At 46.0% G+C, this 17,965-nt stretch carries 18 protein-coding genes; 10 read left to right on the forward strand and 8 right to left on the reverse strand.

Annotated features, from left to right (window positions below):
* Positions 1-324: 324 nt before the first annotated feature.
* Entirely contained in the window at positions 325-2,028 is a 1,704-nt protein-coding gene (gene polX / locus GSQ66_RS11240; protein ID WP_162427562.1) for a DNA polymerase/3'-5' exonuclease PolX, read from the reverse strand.
* 142 nt (positions 2,029-2,170) lie between these two features.
* Here polX and GSQ66_RS11245 point away from each other — a divergent pair, with 142 nt between their 5' ends.
* The 8 genes from GSQ66_RS11245 (at position 2,171) to GSQ66_RS11280 (ending at position 8,360) form a co-directional block, all read left to right on the forward strand.
* Positions 2,171-2,584 (forward strand): hypothetical protein, encoded by a 414-nt coding sequence (locus GSQ66_RS11245; protein ID WP_162427563.1) that lies wholly within the window; start codon positions 2,171-2,173, stop codon positions 2,582-2,584.
* Position 2,585: 1 nt separating this feature from the next.
* Positions 2,586-2,780: a hypothetical protein gene (locus tag GSQ66_RS11250; RefSeq protein WP_162427564.1), complete on the forward strand. Its 195-nt coding sequence runs from the start codon at positions 2,586-2,588 to the stop codon at positions 2,778-2,780.
* A gap of 37 nt (positions 2,781-2,817) precedes the next feature.
* On the forward strand, positions 2,818-3,012 hold the full coding sequence (locus GSQ66_RS11255; RefSeq protein WP_162427565.1) for a hypothetical protein: 195 nt from the start codon (positions 2,818-2,820) through the stop codon (positions 3,010-3,012).
* A gap of 38 nt (positions 3,013-3,050) precedes the next feature.
* Complete coding sequence (locus tag GSQ66_RS11260) at positions 3,051-3,455, forward strand: EVE domain-containing protein (protein WP_162427566.1); 405 nt, start codon at positions 3,051-3,053, stop codon at positions 3,453-3,455.
* A gap of 121 nt (positions 3,456-3,576) precedes the next feature.
* Positions 3,577-5,058: a hypothetical protein gene (locus tag GSQ66_RS11265; RefSeq protein ID WP_162427567.1), complete on the forward strand. Its 1,482-nt coding sequence runs from the start codon at positions 3,577-3,579 to the stop codon at positions 5,056-5,058.
* Between the two features lie 248 nt (positions 5,059-5,306).
* Positions 5,307-5,855 carry a bifunctional pyr operon transcriptional regulator/uracil phosphoribosyltransferase PyrR gene (gene pyrR, locus GSQ66_RS11270; RefSeq protein ID WP_162427568.1) on the forward strand — a complete coding sequence of 183 codons (549 nt, stop codon included), beginning with the start codon at positions 5,307-5,309 and terminating at the stop codon, positions 5,853-5,855.
* A 9-nt stretch (positions 5,856-5,864) separates the two neighbouring features.
* Entirely contained in the window at positions 5,865-6,791 is a 927-nt protein-coding gene (locus tag GSQ66_RS11275) for an aspartate carbamoyltransferase catalytic subunit (RefSeq protein ID WP_162427569.1), read from the forward strand.
* A gap of 1,032 nt (positions 6,792-7,823) precedes the next feature.
* On the forward strand, positions 7,824-8,360 hold the full coding sequence (locus GSQ66_RS11280) for an RBBP9/YdeN family alpha/beta hydrolase (RefSeq protein WP_162427570.1): 537 nt from the start codon (positions 7,824-7,826) through the stop codon (positions 8,358-8,360).
* Positions 8,361-8,447: 87 nt separating this feature from the next.
* Here GSQ66_RS11280 and GSQ66_RS11285 read toward each other — a convergent pair whose 3' ends face one another.
* The 3 genes from GSQ66_RS11285 to GSQ66_RS11295 all read right to left on the reverse strand — a co-directional run bounded on the left by GSQ66_RS11285 (position 8,448) and on the right by GSQ66_RS11295 (position 12,826).
* On the reverse strand, positions 8,448-9,902 hold the full coding sequence (locus tag GSQ66_RS11285; protein WP_162427571.1) for an OmpA family protein: 1,455 nt from the start codon (positions 9,900-9,902) through the stop codon (positions 8,448-8,450).
* Between the two features lie 374 nt (positions 9,903-10,276).
* Positions 10,277-11,566: an aminopeptidase P family protein gene (locus GSQ66_RS11290; RefSeq protein WP_162427572.1), complete on the reverse strand. Its 1,290-nt coding sequence runs from the start codon at positions 11,564-11,566 to the stop codon at positions 10,277-10,279.
* 234 nt (positions 11,567-11,800) lie between these two features.
* Positions 11,801-12,826, reverse strand: coding sequence for a glycosyltransferase family 9 protein (locus GSQ66_RS11295; RefSeq protein ID WP_202923339.1), 1,026 nt, complete (start codon positions 12,824-12,826; stop codon positions 11,801-11,803).
* 257 nt (positions 12,827-13,083) lie between these two features.
* On the opposite strand from GSQ66_RS11295, the gene GSQ66_RS11300 reads away from it, so the two are divergent.
* The gene (locus GSQ66_RS11300; RefSeq protein WP_162427573.1) at positions 13,084-13,833 is read left to right on the forward strand and encodes a hypothetical protein; all 750 of its coding nucleotides are present in this window, start codon (positions 13,084-13,086) and stop codon (positions 13,831-13,833) included.
* A 505-nt stretch (positions 13,834-14,338) separates the two neighbouring features.
* On the opposite strand, the gene GSQ66_RS11305 is transcribed toward GSQ66_RS11300, so the two are convergent.
* The 3 genes from GSQ66_RS11305 to GSQ66_RS11315 form a co-directional block, all read right to left on the reverse strand.
* Positions 14,339-14,620: a hypothetical protein gene (locus GSQ66_RS11305; RefSeq protein ID WP_162427574.1), complete on the reverse strand. Its 282-nt coding sequence runs from the start codon at positions 14,618-14,620 to the stop codon at positions 14,339-14,341.
* A 229-nt stretch (positions 14,621-14,849) separates the two neighbouring features.
* Positions 14,850-15,257 carry a hypothetical protein gene (locus GSQ66_RS11310; protein ID WP_162427575.1) on the reverse strand — a complete coding sequence of 136 codons (408 nt, stop codon included), beginning with the start codon at positions 15,255-15,257 and terminating at the stop codon, positions 14,850-14,852.
* A 122-nt stretch (positions 15,258-15,379) separates the two neighbouring features.
* Positions 15,380-15,718 carry a hypothetical protein gene (locus GSQ66_RS11315; RefSeq protein WP_162427576.1) on the reverse strand — a complete coding sequence of 113 codons (339 nt, stop codon included), beginning with the start codon at positions 15,716-15,718 and terminating at the stop codon, positions 15,380-15,382.
* Positions 15,719-16,026: 308 nt separating this feature from the next.
* Here GSQ66_RS11315 and GSQ66_RS11320 point away from each other — a divergent pair, with 308 nt between their 5' ends.
* Positions 16,027-16,443: a BrxA/BrxB family bacilliredoxin gene (locus GSQ66_RS11320; protein ID WP_162429026.1), complete on the forward strand. Its 417-nt coding sequence runs from the start codon at positions 16,027-16,029 to the stop codon at positions 16,441-16,443.
* A gap of 54 nt (positions 16,444-16,497) precedes the next feature.
* Here the strand turns inward: GSQ66_RS11320 and purD are convergent, their stop codons facing one another.
* Entirely contained in the window at positions 16,498-17,787 is a 1,290-nt protein-coding gene (gene purD / locus GSQ66_RS11325; protein WP_162427577.1) for a phosphoribosylamine--glycine ligase, read from the reverse strand.
* Positions 17,788-17,965: the final 178 nt, after the last annotated feature.

The raw sequence follows: 17,965 nt of genomic DNA on the forward strand, positions 1-17,965 counted from the left end.
GGTTTTGTGTGAGTTATGGAGTTATAGTTCTATAGTTTAAATGTCATCTCGCTTTCTACAAGATTCCCCGAATCAAGTTTGGGATGAACCACTTTCAAACTGACAAAAAAGGCAAAAGTTATAGTTCAGTCTCATGCTATAGTTTGTCATCTCGACGTAAGGAGAGATCTAACTGGAATTTTAAATAGATTTCTCGCTTTGGCTCGAAATAACAATTTACCCACCCCTGCCCCTCCCAAGAGGGGATTTTCTGCTATCATATGATTCCACTCCTTGGAGGGGTTAGGGGTGGGTTCAAACTATAGCCGAGTCAACAATCAACAATTATTTAATCCCAGCCTTGCGCTTGTTAAAGTAAGCTTCTACTTCATCAACCGGCTTGGCATTAAAGGTCATTTCTTTGGTCAATCCGCCTTTGCGGCCTACCAGTACACCGTACTTCATATCGTCGTAGCCGCTGGTGTGGTGGGCGTCGGGGTTTATGCTTAGCATTACTCCTTTTTCCAACGCATACTGCACGTGGCGCCAGTCCAGGTCTAAGCGCCATGGGTTGGAGTTTATCTCGATGATGACGTTGTTGGCAGCGCAGGCATCAATTACCATTTTATGGTTGATCGGGTAACCTTCGCGGCGCAGCAATAGTCTGCCGGTCGGGTGGCCGAGCATGGTAGTGTATGGGTTTTCGATAGCTGTGATCAGGCGTTGCGTTGCTTTCTTCTCATCCATGTTCAGCACGCTATGAACACTGGCAACTATAAAATCGAAGGTCTTCAGGATATATTCATCATAGTCCAGTGAGCCATCTGTCAGGATATCCGACTCAATGCCTTTGAAAATTTTAAACGGAGCCAGTTTCTGGTTCAGCTCATCAATCTCTTTTTGCTGGCGTAGCACATCGCCTTCGCGCAGGCCGCCTGCGTACGATGCCGTTTTACTGTGATCTGAGATACCCAGATACTGGTAGCCCATGTCGCGGCAGAAAGTGGCCATCTGCTCTAAGGTGTGGGCGCCGTCGGAGTAGGTACTGTGGTTGTGCAGAATACCTTTCAGGTCGGAGAGTTCGAGCAGTTTTGGCAGCTTGTTATCCATGGCCAGTTGCAGCTCATTGGTACCTTCGCGCAGTTCCGGAACCACGTACGCCATGCCGGCTGCATGGTACACATCCTCTTCCGTTTTATGATTCTCTTCGCGCAGCACATTCAGCATAGTTTTACCGGCTGCAAAAACCTGCGTTAAGTGCGCCTCCGAAGCAGAACGCAACACCACTTCGTTAGCAAAGCAGGCATCGTCTACTAATCTTATTTCAGTCACCATGCCATTCAAACTATAGTTGCCGCGCCAGATACGTGGGCCAGAGCTCTTAATATCCTGCTCCAGCACATCTATTTTGCCAAGCTTTTCACAAGTATCTTTATACTTATCGGTAGCGACTACAAATTGCAGGCTTTCCACAATTTCCATGCGCCGGCGCACATCCCCAACTACTTCCACTTTCGCATCGGGCAGCGCTTGTTTTATAGTTTGCAGCAGTTCTTCGGCACTTGGCTCGGCTTCGGCGTAAAGCAGTTTGCCACGGTTTTGCTGGGTAAAGAGCAGCGCCTGTTTTATGTTTTCCTGGGTTTTGGCGCCGAAGCCTTTCAGTTTGCTCAGTTTGTCCTGCTCGCAGGCATCCAGCAGTTCTTCCACGGTTTCGGTGCCCAGCTCTTTCCAGATGGTGCGTACTTTTTTAGGGCCGATGCCTTTAATGCGCAGCATCTCAACTACGCCCGGCGGTGTGGCAGCCAGCATCTGGTCCAGTTCGGCAAAAGAACCGGTCTGGTTTATCTCGATAATTTTAGCGGCAATGCCTTTGCCTACACCCTGTATACTTTCAAGGGTAGCCTGGCTCATGCCTGCCAGTGGTTCTTCCACTAATTCCAGCGTAGCGGCGCCATTCACATAAGAGCGTACCTTAAACGGATTCTCGTCGTGCAGCTCCATCAACTCAGAAGCCAGCTTAAACAGTCGTATGATCTTTTTATTTTCCACGGCCTATATCGTATACTTACAAAGATAGGAAAAACCGCCCGAACCATACTTGCAGTCGTTTTATATTCATTTGCTTCTATATAAAGGCAGAAATCCTTATCTTGGCTAACAAAAAATGCTGCGGTAGCAGCTTTCCATACTTATGAAATACGCTTCCCTGCTTTGTTTGGTGTGCCTGTTGTTGCTGGCTAACACCTGTAAAAAATCAAGTAAAATCGAACAACAACTTGTTGGCAAAACCTGGCTGCACGCGTTTGAAGAAGACCAGGAAGAAATCACTACTTACCGCCCGAACACGTATGACTTTGCGCCATCGCGTGGCCGCACAGGCTTTATGCTGGAGAAAGGCGGCATCCTGAAAAACTATGCCATAGCGCCTGCCGACGGACTGGAAGAGCAACCCGGCACCTGGCAGTTTACCGACAACGATAAGATCCTGATAACTATAAAACCGGAAGGCCAGCCGCAGCAGCAATACCTGATCGAGATCGTGTCGCTGGAGAATGACGTGCTGAAAGTGAAACGCGAAGAAGTAACCGGAGACCCGCTTAAATAACATGTTCAGTTACCGAAAACTAAGTGCCCGCACCCGTACCATTATTTTAGTAACCTTGCTGGGCATCCTGGCAATACTTATAGTTACCGAACCCAGAGGCGATGTTTTTAACTTTATAAAAGGCTTCCTGAATGGGATACTGATCGTTATGTTTTTTGGGGAAGTGATGCTTTACTTTATGAGTAAGAAAAAGTGATATAAATCTCCGGCCGAAAAGTAAATCAGACAAGCGCATGCTAAACTACCAGAAAATATCTAAGCTAAACCGTACTATAATTGGCACCTTGCTGCTTCTGGTATTTATGGCGTTGGTGATGGCAGATGCGTATGCCAGCTTTTTCGGGGGAATTATATTCGGGGCATTACTGCTTCAGTTATATTTCGAAGCCCGCATGTTCCTCAGTACGCAGCGAAAACGCAATAACTAAACTATAGATCAAAACACTTTTACATTTATAAAAATCAAATGCATTACTGGTTAGTAAAATCGGAGCCTGAAACATATTCGTGGGCAGACTTAGTGAGAGACGGGCGCATCTGTTGGGATGGCGTTAGAAATTACCAGGCACGTAACAACCTGCAGCAAATGCAACCCGGCGACATGGTATTGTTTTATCACAGCGTATCAGAGAAAGCTATAGTTGGTATTGCCAAAGTAGACAAAGCCGCTTACCCCGACCCCACTGCCGACGACCCGAAATGGATGGCTGTAGACCTGGTGCCTTTCCGCGATTTCAGAGACCCGGTAACTTTAGAGCAGATAAAAAAAGACAAGCGTTTAGAGAATATTGCCCTGCTGCGCCAGTCGCGGCTGTCGGTTATGCCGCTTAAAGCCGAGGAGTTTGATGTACTGCTCGCGCTTGGCAACTAACTATAGCACAGTAATTTAAAATTACGGGCAGCAGAACAACGATTGGCGGCTAAAACAAGTACAAAGACTTAGCCGCCAATCTTATACTTTTCCTGTAGTACGCTATACTATCCTTAGCTATATGTACAAAGTATTGCTGTTACTCCTGCTTATAGTTGTGCTTGTTGTTTCGCCCCTGCTTGCACAAAAACCAACCCAGCCTAACCGACTGGAACTGGAACTGGATATCTATAAAACAGATGTTCAGGTGCTGCCCACACCCGATAGCAGCCTGCTCGTATTAACCAAAACAGTTGGCAACTGGACCAATCCTCCTACCTTCGGATTCACAAAATATAACCACCAGCTACAGCCGGCCTGGAACAAAAAGATTACCCTGAACCCCATCAGCAGGTACATTACACATTTCTCAGAAGAGGCCTATAGTTATATTGCATTTACCGGCGAAAACAACGACGACTTCCAGTTTGTAAAGCTTAACCTTGCAGACGGTAACTATACTGCAAAGGAATATAACATTGAAGCCATCGATTCTATCTATGTGTTTAAGGTATTGTCTGGCAATTATTTTATAGTTGCCCGGTCCCGCAAAACCGGCACGCCTACCCTGCTGCACCTTAACGAGACCTCCGGAGATATAAAGCCGCTCCCTGCTGTTTACGGCACCGAATCTACTTTCTCGGATATCCTGGTACACCCGGAGTCGCAACAGGTAAGTGTTGTCATGTCAGAGTCGAACGGTAGAATATCCCGTTTGCAGACAAAGATCTTTAACGCCGATGGTACGCTGCTCAGCAATTATTTTATACATCCAACGCAGGAAAAAAGGCCGGTAACAGCAGAAATAACGCCCGGCGACTCTACTTCCAGGTTACTCATCGGAAACTATAGCACACGCAACCTCCGCTACGCCTCAGGCATTTTTACGGTTCCGGTTACTGCTAACTCTTCAGATTCGCGATACTATAGTTTTTTGCAGCTAAAGAACTTTTTCAGGTACATGAAGCCGAAGCAGGAAAAGCGCATGCGGCAACGCGAAGAACAAAAAGAACAGGCAGGCAAAGACTCAGGTGTGCAATACAGGCTATTGTTTCATGATATTTATCCTACCCTCAGTGGCTATATTATAAGTGCTGAAGTGTACACAACCGACTCGCGCGGTGGCAATTTCAATCGTATTTATGGACCTACAGGCTACCTGGTAAGTACACCAACAATCTATAAACGCACAATGGCCTTGGCCCTAGGATTCGATAAAGACGGGATTTTGCTCTGGGATAACAGCTTCCCGTTACGAAACATGGAAACCCGGACGCTACAACAAAGCGTTGAGATTACAGCAAGCCCAACAGGTACGGTTGTGATCGCTTACCCTGATGAAGATGATATTTTTTACAAGGTTATGGAGCAGGACAATTACGTTGAAGAAGATACTGAACTGGAATTACAACCGGGCGATGCCAACAGCAAAATTGTATCTACAAGCATGGCCGGCCTTGTAAAATGGTACGGACTGAACTTTGCTGCTTTTGGATGGCACCGCATAAAACCTGCAAACGCCGAAAGCCGGATGGTATTCTACATCAACAAGATCTCTTTTTAATGGTTTAATTGCTTAATGGTTAAATTGTTTAATGGCTCCATAGTTAAACTATAGTTTGAGCTCTTACCTGATATTTCTAGCCGTCCGGCAGATTCATTAGAACTATAAACTTAGATCCAATCAGGCATCAATCAACCATTTACCAATTAAGCTATTTAACAATTAACAATGAGCGATCAACAATTTAACCATCCAACCATTTAGCAATTAAAAAGAACTCTTCTATATTTGCAGCTATACTTCCGGTTATGCAGAAAAGACTTATTGTAAACCAACAGTTACTCGATATCATGGTGATGCGCTTATGCCATCAGTTGATCGAGAACCATGGCGACTTTTCTGATTCTGTTATACTTGGGCTGCAACCACGCGGCAAATACGTAGCAGAACGCATACAAACCACCCTGGCTACCATACTCGGCAAACAAATACCAACCGGCTACCTCGATACCACGTTCCACCGCGACGATTTCCGCCGCCGTGAAACGCCGCTTACAGCCAACGCTACCAAAGTCGATTTCCTGATTGAAGGTAAAAAAGTAATACTGGTAGACGATGTGCTGTATACGGGCCGTTCGGTGAGGGCTGCACTGGATGCCATGATAGCGTATGGGCGGCCGGCGAATGTGGAGTTGCTTGTTTTAATAGACCGGCTTTACACCCGCCATCTGCCTATCGAAGCCACATATGTTGGCCGGCAGGTAAACTCGCTGCAAAGCCAGCGGGTATTAGTTGACTGGCAGGCGCAACAAGCCCCGGAAGATGCCATATGGCTTTTCACTAAAACCGAAGACTAAAATCTTACCATGCAAGAGCTCAGCGTCCGGCACCTGTTAGGCATCAAAGACATCACTCCGCAAGATATTCAGCTCATTTTTGAGACTGCGGATAATTTTAAAGATGTACTGAACAGGCCGATTAAAAAAGTGCCTTCGCTGCGCGATATTACCATTGCCAACGTCTTCTTCGAGAACTCTACCCGCACGCGCTTATCGTTTGAACTGGCCGAGAAACGCCTTTCTGCTGATGTGATCAACTTTAGCAGCAGCAGCAGTTCGGTTAAAAAAGGTGAGACCCTGCTGGATACGGTAAACAACATTCTGGCTATGAAAGTGGACATGATCGTGATGCGCCACTCCAGCCCGGGAGCACCTCATTTTCTGAGCCGCCACATAAACGCTAACATCGTAAATGCCGGCGACGGCACCCACGAGCACCCAACCCAGGCGCTTTTAGATACCTTCTCTATCCGTGAAAAATATGGCGAAGTAGCTGGCAAAAAAGTGGTTATTATCGGCGATATCCTGCACTCGCGCGTAGCCCTATCCAACATATTTGCCCTGCAGAAATTAGGTGCTGAAGTGATGGTTTGTGGCCCGATAACGTTGTTGCCAAAGTATATTAAGGAACTGGGCGTAAAAGTAGAGTTAGATGTACGGAGAGCTCTGGAATGGTGCGATGTGGCCAACGTGCTGCGTATACAGCTGGAGCGCCAGCAAATGAAGTATTTCCCGTCGTTGCGTGAGTACACCTTATACTATGGCATCGACAAGAAAATGCTCGATAGCCTGGATAAGGAAATAACCCTGATGCACCCTGGTCCTATAAACCGTGGCGTAGAACTTAGCTCTGATGCGGCCGATTCGCATCATTCTATCATCCTGAATCAGGTTGAAAATGGGGTTGCCATCAGAATGGCAGTGTTGTATCTGCTTGCTTCTAAAACTGCGTAGTAGGTTACTTCCTTTGTTGTCATCCCGAACATCAGCCAAGAGGATGTTATACGTCCTATAGTTTTTCTTTTGTCATTTCGAACATTCTTGAAACGCGAGTCGAGAAGAGCCAGCGCAGCTGTGCGGAATCTTATACGTTCTATAGTTTCTCTTTTGTCATTTCGAACAGCGTGAGAAATCTGAGTGCTATAGCTGCAGTTACAACCTAGCCTTTTCTTTCATAGCTGCTTCTTTAATCCTGGGAGCTCTACTAACCTATAGTTCTATAGTTGGCTTTGGTGCACTCACGGCCGGGAGGCCCCGTCTTGGGGGTAAGGGCCCTCGATAAGGGCATCGCGCTGCTGCTTTCTTGCTACCCTCGTTCCTCGGGTTGCCTGACGGCACCGCAACAAAGCAAAGGCGCTCAACCCAAAGACTGTGAGCAGTTCGATAGCTAACTTTATAGTTGATTGAGATGTTGTTGCGTTTGGTTTTATCGTGGCTGTAGTTCCGCAGGGACAGGTCGCGACCTGTCCGATCTTGGTCTGTAACTATAAAACTATAGCCGCTAACTATAGCAAAGCCAGAAAAGTCCCCCTTTGAAGGGGCAGGTGGATGACAAACACCCACTATAAAACAATACAATTAACTATAGCAACATCAGAAATTCCCCTCTCGGGAGGGGCAGGGGTGGGTTAAAACAGCAACGATAGCACTACAACCTAAACTATAGCAAAGACCAAAGGCTCCTTCCCCTATTCTGGGGGTAGGGGCCCTCGATAAAAGGGAAAGGCTGAGAAGGGGTAAAACTGAAACTATAGAACTATAACCTAAGCTATAGCAAAGGTCTTATTTCTCTTCTAACAGGATCCTTTCAGGATGACAGATGGAGAAGTAGCCAAAACCTCCCCGCCTCAGACTACCGGGAAGCCATTCCGCAGGTAGCGAGCGTAGCGCTGAGGGGCTGGTGGTGGTTGCACCACTGAAACTATAAAACCTATACTCCTCAACCCAAATTATACTTTCTTTGCAATACAAATTATAAAACTAGAGATGGCGGAAGTGCAGATAATACACGTACCTGGCTTAGGCAACTCGGGTCCGGAGCATTGGCAAACGTATTGGCAGCAAAGTGACCCAACGAGCCTACGTGTGCAGCAGTCTGATTGGGATAAACCGGTTTGTAAGGATTGGGTAGAAGAACTGCAGAAAGTGATTCGGGAAGTGAAAGGAAAAGAGATTGTACTGATAGCACACAGCCTGGGTTGTATGACCGTTGCACATTGGGCTCAGAAGTATAAAGCTAACATTAAAGCTGCTTTCCTGGTAGCCCCGCCCGAAGTAGAGCTAAATGTAGAATTAAAAGAAGTGTTGGACTTTGCCCCATTCCCGAAAGCTAAACTGCCTTTTAAATCTATGCTGGTGGCAAGCTCCGATGATGACTACCTAACGATTGAACGTGCAGAATACCTGGCTAACCTGTGGGGAAGCGAGTTTGTAAATGCAGGTGCGAAAGGCCATATCAACTCTTACTCATATATTGGCGAGTGGCCCGAGGGAAAAGTACTACTGGCAAGGCTATTGGAGTAAGTTAAACTATAGTTCAATAGCACAAAAAAAAGCGCCCCGACTTATGCCGGGGCGCTTTTTAATTTGACGCTAATCTATTCTAATTTATTATTCCATGTCCAGTTTCATATCCGGCGTGTTCAGCTCGAAGCCGACACGTCTGTTTTTGGCTCTGGCGCTTTCTGTTCTGCGTTTAGACAGTCGCTCGTTAACTTTTACAAGTGGCTGTGTTTCGCCGTAACCGCGTGTTACAAGTCTGTCAGGGTTCTGCACACCACGCTCGATCAGGTAATCTTTAACAGCCTGCGCTCTACGCTCAGACAGTGCCTGGTTGTACTCTGCAGAACCGATGTAGTCGGCGTGACCTTTGATCAGCAGTACATGGTCAGGATATTTCTCAAGTACTACTACAATGCTATCCAGCAGTTGTTTGTAACCTTCCTGTACACGTGCCTGGTCAAATTCGAAGCGAACTTTTTCTTCCAGCAGTTTCAGGGTAGCAGCATCCAGTTCTGGGCAGCCACCTTTATCAGCTGGGCCTGCAGAATTAGGGCAAACGTCCTCGTTATCCGGAACACCATCACCGTCAGAGTCAGTTGGGCAACCATCCGGGCCAGTTGTTACGCCAGCAGGAGTATCAGGGCACTTGTCATCTTTATCCGCTACACCATCGCCATCAGAATCAGGGCAACCTTGTGTGGCCGTAGTACCGGCTTCATCCGGGCACTGGTCATCTTTATCAGCTACACCGTCGCCGTCTTTATCAGGGCAACCTTGCAGGTTAGCAACACCAGCTTCTGTAGGGCACTGATCCTGGTAGTCAGCTACGCCGTCACCATCCGTATCGATAGGACAACCATCTTTATCTACCTGTACGCCTGTTGGAGTGTCAGGGCATTTATCGCGTCTGTCGCCAACACCGTCCATATCCGTATCAACAGCCTTGCCTAAGTTAAAACCAAGTCCAAAGTTGTGCATCAGGAAACGATCGTTATCGCCACCTTCCAGGCCATCAAACTTGTCATTACCGGTCAGCATGTAGCCAGTTTGCACGAAAGCGCTTACGCCATCAGAGAAACGGATACGGATACCGGCACCACCCAGGAGGGCAGTTGTTACAAAGTCATCATCGAAGGTAACTCCATCGTTCGTTGCATCTGCTTTTGCAAACGCTCCACCACCGGCTACGGTCAGGTAAGGTCCGATCAAAGCGTCTTCTTTCAGAATAGTACCATACATTTTCAGGCGAATGCCCAGCATAGCAGTACCAATAGAAGTGTCAAAACTATTTAGGCCCTTGCTTGCTTCAGCGCCGCCATACGTGAGGTGTAAGCCAGCATCAAAAGATGGGCTCAAATAACGGTTAAGCGAGAGTCCCCCGCCCCACTCCATGTCTTTTTCAAAAAACTGGTTGCCAAACTCCCCTTTGTATTGAAGCGCGCTACCATATATCTGGAGATTTGTCCGTCTATCAGCATTTTGTGCAAACAAGGCTGTATTTGCAGATAGCAGGAATACAAGCACAAAAGCTATTGCACTAAATTTTGTTAATTGTGTTCGCATAATTTTATTGTGTATATGTTGATATGTCAATACGTACATATTTAAAGCAGGTTTATTTGTACGCCAATAATTAATTGCACAGCAGAAATAAAGATTTATTCTTCCGGGGAGGTTTTTGATGTGTTGTAGAGTTTTACTCATAAGCAAAGGTTAATAGTGAAACTATAGTTTTAGCACTAAGCAGTATTGCACTGTTCTGTTGTTCTCCTTTGGCTTTGTATTATTCCTATTCTTCAAACTGATACTACACTACAAGGTTTTGTATTTGCATATTTATTTAAGGTATACGTGTTTTTGAGTGGTAAAAGACAATAAAAAAGACTGCCAGTTTTACACCGGCAGTCTTTAAAAAGGAGCTATATTTTTATGGTTAACTAGCGTTTCATCAGGCGTTCAATATCATCTGCTTCTAACGGAATATCCTTCATCAGGTCAACAGGGCCGTTTTTAGTTACCAGGATGTCATTCTCTAAACGCACGCCAATGCCTTCATCCCAGATATAAATACCCGGCTCGCAGGTAAACACCATGCCTTCTTCAAACGGACGATATTTGTTGCCTACATCGTGCACATCCAACCCCAAGAAGTGAGAAGTGCCATGCATAAAGTACTTCTTATAAAGCGGCGCGGCAGGGTCCTGGTTACGCACATCCTGCTCGTTCAACAGGTCCAGGCGAATCAGCTCGTTCTCCATAACCGTACCCACAAAAGCATGATACTGATCGAGTGTGTTGCCCGGTATCAGCATTGCTGTTGCAGCTTTCATAACGCGCAGTACAGCTTCATATACATCGCGCTGGCGAGGTGTAAATGTACCGTTAACTGGTATAGTACGGCTAAGGTCTGATGCATAGTTGGCATACTCGGCACCAAAATCCATCAACAGCATATCGCCGTCTTTACACTCCTGGTTGTTATCTACATAGTGCAGAATACAGGCATTGGCACCCGACGCTATGATTGAACCATAAGCCGGCCCGCGCGAACGGTTGCGTAAAAACTCGTGGTATAGTTCTGCTTCGATCTCGTACTCCATTACGCCCGGCTTTATAAAGTTCAGCAGCCTTCTGAAACCAAGTTCGGTAATGTTACAAGCCTTGCGGATAAGGGCGATTTCGTGATCTGATTTAATGGCACGCAGGTAATGCATAATCGGGGTGCTACGCTCGTACTTGTGTAACGGGTAGCGCTCCTTCATCCATTTTGTGAAGCGGGCATCGCGGGTCTCCACTTCTACTACGGCACGCAGGTGCTCGTTGCTGTTTAGGTACACGTGCTCGGCTTCGGCCATCAGCGTGTTCAGCACTGACTTAAATTCGTGCGTCCAGAGTATAGTTCTGATGCCCGATACTTCCTGTGCCTGCTGTTTGGTTAATTTGTAGCCTTCCCAGGTCAGGATGTGGTCGTTGGTTTCGCGCACAAACAGCACTTCTTTCATGCGTGGGTCCTTCGCATCCGGAAAAAGGATAAGAACTGTTTCTTCCTGATCTGCGCCCGACAGATAGAAAAGGTCGTTGTTCTGACGGAACGCCATAGAACCATCCGCATTGGTTGGCATTACATCATTAGAATTGAAGATGGCGATAGAAGAAGGTTTCAGCTGTTTTACGAAGTTGTGGCGATTGTGCACAAACAACTCGTTGCTAATAGGCAGGTATCTCATGGTTCAGATTATCTGGTTATGTAATTGCACAGGATCGAATATCCTGCAATCTGGATGTACGAAGTTAAAACTTATCTCTAAAAGATGAAGAGATAGACTATATTTTATACTTGCAACTATAAATCAACAACTATAACGGTGTTCTGTCCCGGTAAAGTATGCATGGCGCTCTATGGCCAACTATAGCTTTCGTATTGCTCTCAAAACTTTGAAACTCATTAACCTGCAAACCAACTATAGTTCCTGCTTTGCTTCGGCCAGTTCTAAAACATGTAATAGTTGCTCGTTGCGGATATCGTGCGCACATTTAAAGTGGCCTTCAGGGCAGGTTTTGTGACCGTGCAAACCGCAGGGGCGGCAGTAAAGTGGTTCTTCCTTCTCCACAATCTTCGCAAAGTCAGCCAGCGGACCATAGCCAAAGCGTGGCACCGTAGAACAATACACCGCACAGGTCGGCGCATTAACTGAAGTGGCCAGGTGCATCGGCCCGGAATCGTTTACGTAGTTCAGCATTGCATCGCGCATGAGTGCAGCCGACTGTAATAAATTCAGTTGCCCGCACAGGTTTTCTGCATTCGGATGAACAGATTTTTGCAGTATTTCCTCTGCGTGAATTTTATCGGCAGGTGAGCCCAGCAGGTATACTTTATAGTTTGCAGGCAGACTGTTCAGCAGGTCTATCCACTTCTCTGCAGGGTATTGCTTTGTAAACCAAACCGATGTGGGAGCTATAGTTATAAAAGGGGCGGTTTTGAGCGGCTGTACTTTTTCGTAGTCCTGGGCAGTTGGGTATAGTTTAGGCTTGGCGGCTGGCCCTTGTGTAATGCTACTGATCAGTAACTGGTTTCGCTCTACTTCGTGGCTGCCGTTCTCCATATTATGGGTATAGCGGCGCGTGAAGAAACGAGAGAATGGATTTTTATCGAAACCAAAGGTTTGCTTTGCATCAGAAAAAGCGGTCAGTATGCCGGTAGCGCCGTAGCGTTGCACATTTATTACCGCATCATATTTTTCTGACCGGATCTGCCGTAACAGATTCCAGAGACTTTTGTACTTGCCTTCCAGTTTGTTCCAGATCAATACCTGGTGCAGCTGTGGGTGGCCTTTCAGCAATCCTTCGTTACCTTTTCTTAATAAGAAATCAAGTTGGGCATTGGGGTAAGCGGCATGTAGTTTTTCTATGAGCGCGGTTGCAAGCACTACGTCGCCCAGAAAAGCGGTTTGTATAATAAGTACTTTCTTGATCTCAGATTGCTGCATCCGGCAAAATTACGGTTTAAACCCAAGAGTTGAAAATGGCAAAAAACTGGCTTAAACCATGTTGAACTATAACTCCGGTTTCCGTTTACTAAATTTGTAAAAAATGAAGCATAGCTATACTTAATATTTTGTAAAATGCATCGTTGAGAGTCTTACATCCGGGGCGCTTTTGCGGTGGCATTGGTTGCTCTGGCAATGAGAATTAATTAAAAAAGAAGGATGTGCGGGGAGTTAATTTCTCTTGCCAACATAATCACATGAAAAAATCTTTACTATTCTTAAGTTTCGGGATTGCAGTTCTATTATCAGGTTGCGTATCTACGTACATGCCCAATGTGCCCAATGTGCCCATGTTTACCGAAAAAGGTGAGCTAAGCGCCGGCGGCCACATCACGCCCAAAGGCAACATCACGTTTAATACCGCCTATGCTGTGTCAGATCATTTTGCGGTCGTACTCAACGGCTCAATGCTCAACAGCGAGCGCCGCAAGCGGGATTTGCGGCATAATTTATTAGAGGCTGGCGGTGGCTACTTTACAACTTTTGGCCCGGATGGCAGACGGATACTGGAAGTTTATGCCGGCTATGGCGGTGGCTCCAGCGACCGTACCGATAAGGATGAGCACGACGAAACCGGTGCCATGACCTATACCCGCCACGAAGCCAACTTCAGCAAATATTTTGTACAGGTAAACTTTACCTCTAAAAAGAAGAAGTCGCTGCGCCTGTTCAGCCATGAATTCCCGCTGAACTATGGCACTGCCCTGCGCGCCAGCTACGTTAACATGCACGATTACAAGCTTAACAACGAGCCAGCAACCGAAGAAGATAATATTTTCCTGGAGCCTATTTTCTACACCCGCCTCACGCTTAACCCATCGGTACAGTTGCAGTACACTACTGGCACTACCTTCGGCCTTAAAAACCGGGAAACACTTACCGCGGCTTATTCTGTATTTTCAGTAGGGTTTGTGATTAATGTGGGAGGCAGGAATTTAGATAGGTAGAGTTATAAGATTAAGTCCGTCACTCTCTTGAGGGGAATTTCAGTTGTTGCTATAGTTAAGGTTGTAGTTCTATAGTTGGCGTAATCTCCTGAAGCCCTCAGCGCTACGCTCGCTACCTGCGGAATTGCTTCCCGGTAGTCTGAGGCGGGGAGGTTTTGGCTTTTGCTATAGTTTGGGCTATCGTTTTACCCCTTCCCAGCCTTCCCCTTTTATCGAGGGCCCCTACCCCCAAAACAGGGGAAGGAGCTTTACAGCCTTTGCTATAGTTGAGGTTATCGTTTTATCGCTGCTGTTTTAACCCACCCCTGCCCCTCCCGGGAGGGGAATTTCGGCTATAGTTAGAGCTTAGCTATAGTTCTATAGTTTCCGTTTGTCATCCCCCTGCCCCCTTCAAAGGGGGACTTTTCTGCTACGGCTTATCCATCTGTCATTTCGACGTTAGGAGAAATCTGAGTTTTCTATAGTTACAGCCTAAGATAGGACAGGTTTACCTGTCCCTACGGAACTACAACCACGATAAAGCGATGCAACTATAGCCGCTCTGATCAACTATAGTTTTACTATCGAACGGATCGCAGTCTTTGGGTTGAGCGCCTTTGCTTTGTTGCGGTGCCGTCAGGCAACCCGAGGCACGAGGGTAGCAAGAAAGCAGCAGCGCGATGCCCGAAGACGGGGCCTCCCGGCCGTGAGGGCACCAAAGCTGGAAATGAAACGATAGGCAAGTAGAGCTCCCAGGATTAAAAGTAGCTATAGAAGAAAAGGCTAGGTTCAGGTAGTAGTGTTTCAAACTATAGAATTCAGATTTCTCACTTTGTTCGAAATGACAAAAGAGAAAGAACTATAGGACATATAAGCTACTTCACAACTACACTGGCTCTTCTCGACTCGCGTCTCAAGAATGTTCGAAATGACAAAAGGGAAACTATAAAACAGATAAGTAAACTATAGCCCAAATGTTAGCAGAAACTGCACACTACCAAGTCTAAATCAAATCAATAAACCAACAATACATTACATTACACTGGAATCTCCCCTAACCAGTCGGCAGCTTCTTTATAGGTTATAAATTGCCTTACTTGTATGTTACCGATGTAAATTGGTTCGGCGCGTTTTACGAACTGTTCAAACTTGGCATGGCTTCCGGTATCTTCACCGGCTATGCGGGCCAGCTTTAACAGGTTTGTACCTGCTATAGTTGGAATCAACTCCTGAAGGGTCCATCGCTCATCCTCCTGCGAGATATCACCCAGTTTAGACGAATCTGCAATCCAGTTTTGTATGTCTTTTTCGCGCAGCTGCTCGATCAATAAATTATTGCCTTCTCTGTATTCTTCGCTAGTTACAGGGCGCAGCCAGTCGCTGTACATCAGGTGTATAGTTTCATCTACCCAAAGCAGAAGATAGTTATTTTCGAATTCGAACATGCTACCGCCAGTTATTGAAAGCCTAATGTAATAATATTCCTATCACTCTAAAGCCTTTTATGAATTATGCAGAGCAGCATGTAAGGTAAGTTGCCTGGCCAGGTAAAAGCAACTTATAAGATCTAAGCCACTGCCAGGTGATCCTTGAGCGGCTTGTTTTCGCGGCAGTTCAGCAGCATATCCATAACAGCCGGATTTATACCGTATTTACGGTGGTCTGATTCCAACTCGCACCAGGTTGTGAAAATGCGCCACATTGGCTCTTTACCGAAACCACTGCTTTCGGCAGGAGTAATACTGCGCTGGAAAAAAGCATGCAACTGCACATCTTCTTCAGGAACCGGAATATAAATAGTATCTGAAGCGCAATTAAGCACTGCTATTACTTCGGCAGACTTGCCGTTTAGTGAGGGCAGGTAAAAATAACAAACCTGCGGAAGCTGGTAAGGGTGATGTAGCATAAATCTGGTTGTATAATTAGCGCCCTAAATCCTTCTCCTGCCATAGCCAAAAATTTTATGGTTTAATCCAAAAAACTACCGGCCAACCCAAAGACGTTTATCACATACAACCATATACTTACGACTATAAAAAGAGTTTTACACTACTTATATATTCAGAAAACAATGCAATTTTTTATAGTTCGCACAATACAATATTTTAAAATCTTGCCAGATATAAACTGGTGATATAGATCATCTTCGCATCTGCTAATTATTTTGTAAATTTGCAGTAGTAGTTTTAATCTTAATTAAGAACGATTATGGGAATGTATCCTGAATATATGGTTGCACCTATCCGTGAGGATCTAACCTCAGCTGGATTTGAACAACTAATGACTCCTGAAGAAGTAGAGCAGGCGCTTTCTGCTAAAGAAGGAACTGTATTAGTGGCTATAAACTCTGTTTGTGGTTGCGCGGCATCTAAGGCGCGTCCTGCCCTTAAAATGGCTGTAGCATCTGCTGACCAGAAGCCAGATAAAATGATCACAGTATTTGCAGGCATGGAAGCTGATGCAGTTGCGAAAGCACGTGAGTATATGCTGCCTTACCCTCCGTCATCACCATCTATAGCGCTGTTTAAAAATGGCGAGCTGGTACACATGATCGAGCGTTACCACATTGAAGGCAATGAACTTAACCGCATTGTAGATAACCTGAAAGGTGCTTTTGAGGCGTACTGCTAACTATAAGCTTATTCAAAACAGAAAGGCCGGTTGCATAAACCGGCCTTTCTGTTTCTATACTTTTTCCTGTCGCAGGTCAAACCCAATATCGCGGCGGTAGTAGCGGCCTTGCCAGGTTATCGTTTCGGCTGCCTGTTTCGCTTTTGCCAATGCCTCTTCCATCGTATCGCCCAGGGCGGTTACGGCCATTACACGACCGCCACTGCTTACCAGTTTATCACTTACCATTTTAGTACCAGCATGAAACACCAGCACATCGGGGCTCACCTGTTCTATACCGGAAATCTCTTTCCCTTTCTCAAAACCTTCGGGGTAGCCACCTGACACCAGGAAAACCGTAGCTGCCGTACGCGGGTCGATCTCCAGCTTATAGTCGCCCAGCGTATGATCGTGCAATGCTTTAAACAGCTCGAACAGATCTGACTTAATGCGCGGTAAAATAGCTTCGGTTTCAGGGTCGCCGAGGCGCACGTTATACTCAATTACATAAGGCTCGTTGTTCACTTTTATCAGCCCGATGAACAGGAAACCTGAATACTCGATTCCATCTTCCTGCAAGCCTCTTATAGTTGGCTCAATTACGCGCTCCTTCACCTTTTGCATAAACACTTCGTCGGCAAAAGGCACCGGCGAAATGGCGCCCATACCACCTGTGTTCAGCCCGGTATCGCCTTCGCCGATGCGTTTATAGTCTTTTGCTTCCGGCAACAGCACGTATTCTTTTCCGTCTGTCAGGATAAATACTGAAACCTCAATACCATCCAGAAACTCCTCAATCACTACTTTAGCACCGGCATTGCCAAAGCGCTTTTTGCGCAGCATATCTTCCAAAGCATCCAGGGCATGTTCAAAGTCCGGAGAAATGATTACACCCTTGCCTGCAGCCAGGCCATCGGCTTTTAAAACAACCGGGTAATTATGGTCGCGCAGATATTCTACAGCTTCGCGGTATGTATTTTCGGTAAAGGTCTGGTAACGGGCAGTAGGGATGTTGTACTTCTGCAGAAAGGCTTTACAAAAATCTTTGCTGCCCTCCAGCATGGCACCGGCCTTTTTAGGACCTATTACCAGTATGTGTTTCAGGTAATCTTTCTCCTGGAAATAATCGTGTATGCCTTCTACCAGCGAGTTCTCCTGCCCAACTATAAGCATCATAATATCAAAATCGGTGGCAAACTTGGCTACCTCTTCAAAGTTATGGATGTCTACAGTGGCATGTGTTCCGAACTGCATTGTTCCGGCGTTGCCAGGCGCCACAAATACTTCCTCACAATATTCGCTCTGCTTCAGTTTCCAGGCTATAGTATGCTCGCGGGCTCCGGATCCAATTATCAGTACATTCATAGTTTAATTTGCTGGTTATTAATTGCTGTACTAAGCTTTTTTCAAAAGTGCTGCTGCGAAGTTATAAATTTATAGTTGCGTGTGCAGCACAAACTATAGTTTTATAGTTGCTTAAGGTTATAGTTTAACTCTAAAACAAAAAGACCGCTGTATTATTACAACGGTCCTTTTAATTATT

The sequence above is a fragment of the Pontibacter pudoricolor genome (assembly GCF_010092985.1).
GTDB lineage: Bacteria > Bacteroidota > Bacteroidia > Cytophagales > Hymenobacteraceae > Pontibacter > Pontibacter pudoricolor.

Excerpts from the sequence above, each read along its gene's own strand:
- GSQ66_RS11245 (WP_162427563.1), top strand. The coding sequence starts at position 2,171 with ATGAAATACGCTTCCCTGCTTTGTTTGGTGTGCCTGTTGTTGCTGGCT.
- GSQ66_RS11250 (WP_162427564.1), top strand. The coding sequence starts at position 2,586 with ATGTTCAGTTACCGAAAACTAAGTGCCCGCACCCGTACCATTATTTTA.
- GSQ66_RS11255 (WP_162427565.1), top strand. The coding sequence starts at position 2,818 with ATGCTAAACTACCAGAAAATATCTAAGCTAAACCGTACTATAATTGGC.
- GSQ66_RS11260 (WP_162427566.1), top strand. The coding sequence starts at position 3,051 with ATGCATTACTGGTTAGTAAAATCGGAGCCTGAAACATATTCGTGGGCA.
- GSQ66_RS11265 (WP_162427567.1), top strand. The coding sequence starts at position 3,577 with ATGTACAAAGTATTGCTGTTACTCCTGCTTATAGTTGTGCTTGTTGTT.
- pyrR (WP_162427568.1), top strand. The coding sequence starts at position 5,307 with ATGCAGAAAAGACTTATTGTAAACCAACAGTTACTCGATATCATGGTG.
- GSQ66_RS11275 (WP_162427569.1), top strand. The coding sequence starts at position 5,865 with ATGCAAGAGCTCAGCGTCCGGCACCTGTTAGGCATCAAAGACATCACT.
- GSQ66_RS11280 (WP_162427570.1), top strand. The coding sequence starts at position 7,824 with ATGGCGGAAGTGCAGATAATACACGTACCTGGCTTAGGCAACTCGGGT.
- GSQ66_RS11285 (WP_162427571.1), bottom strand. The coding sequence starts at position 9,902 with ATGCGAACACAATTAACAAAATTTAGTGCAATAGCTTTTGTGCTTGTA.
- GSQ66_RS11290 (WP_162427572.1), bottom strand. The coding sequence starts at position 11,566 with ATGAGATACCTGCCTATTAGCAACGAGTTGTTTGTGCACAATCGCCAC.
- GSQ66_RS11295 (WP_202923339.1), bottom strand. The coding sequence starts at position 12,826 with ATGCAGCAATCTGAGATCAAGAAAGTACTTATTATACAAACCGCTTTT.
- GSQ66_RS11300 (WP_162427573.1), top strand. The coding sequence starts at position 13,084 with ATGAAAAAATCTTTACTATTCTTAAGTTTCGGGATTGCAGTTCTATTA.
- GSQ66_RS11310 (WP_162427575.1), bottom strand. The coding sequence starts at position 15,257 with ATGTTCGAATTCGAAAATAACTATCTTCTGCTTTGGGTAGATGAAACT.
- GSQ66_RS11315 (WP_162427576.1), bottom strand. The coding sequence starts at position 15,718 with ATGCTACATCACCCTTACCAGCTTCCGCAGGTTTGTTATTTTTACCTG.
- GSQ66_RS11320 (WP_162429026.1), top strand. The coding sequence starts at position 16,027 with ATGTATCCTGAATATATGGTTGCACCTATCCGTGAGGATCTAACCTCA.
- purD (WP_162427577.1), bottom strand. The coding sequence starts at position 17,787 with ATGAATGTACTGATAATTGGATCCGGAGCCCGCGAGCATACTATAGCC.